This window comes from Psychrobacillus antarcticus (genome assembly GCF_029533155.1).
Classification (GTDB): Bacteria; Bacillota; Bacilli; order Bacillales_A; family Planococcaceae; genus Psychrobacillus; species Psychrobacillus antarcticus.
In genome coordinates, this window is record NZ_JAIZDB010000072.1 from 1 (window position 1) to 466 (window position 466).

1 protein-coding gene is annotated in these 466 nt (G+C 36.1%); it reads left to right on the top strand.

Annotation, left to right across the window (positions count from 1 at the left end):
• Positions 1-466, top strand: a 466-nt coding sequence (locus LDK52_RS19930; RefSeq protein ID WP_277587626.1) for a helix-turn-helix domain-containing protein, incomplete at both ends; no start/stop codon positions are given.

Genomic DNA, 466 nt, shown 5'->3' on the forward strand with positions numbered 1-466 from the left:
AAGCATTTAAAGGTGTTTGAAAGACTTACCATTATTTTTTATCGCAAACGCAGATATGTGTGTCAGTGTGGGAAGAAATTTGCGGAAAAGAATACTTTTATTCAGCGGTACCAACGCTTTTCAATCGAATGGAATCAAGCGGTAAATGTGCGGAGCATAAAGGGAAAAACATTTTCAGAAACAGCGACTATTTATGGTACTTCACCATCCACGATTGTCCGACGTTTTGATCGTCTATCATTGAGTGAAATTCAGAAAGTAAAAGAACTTCCAAAAGTGATTGCCATTGATGAATATAAAGGCGATACGCGTGAAGGAAAATATCAACTCATTATCGCTAATGGAGAAACCAAAGAGCCAATTGATATTTTACCAAATCGCTATAAAAAAACGATAAAGCACTATCTTCAACAACATGGAGCAAATGTAGAAATTGTCATCATGGACATGAGTCCATCTTTTAAAG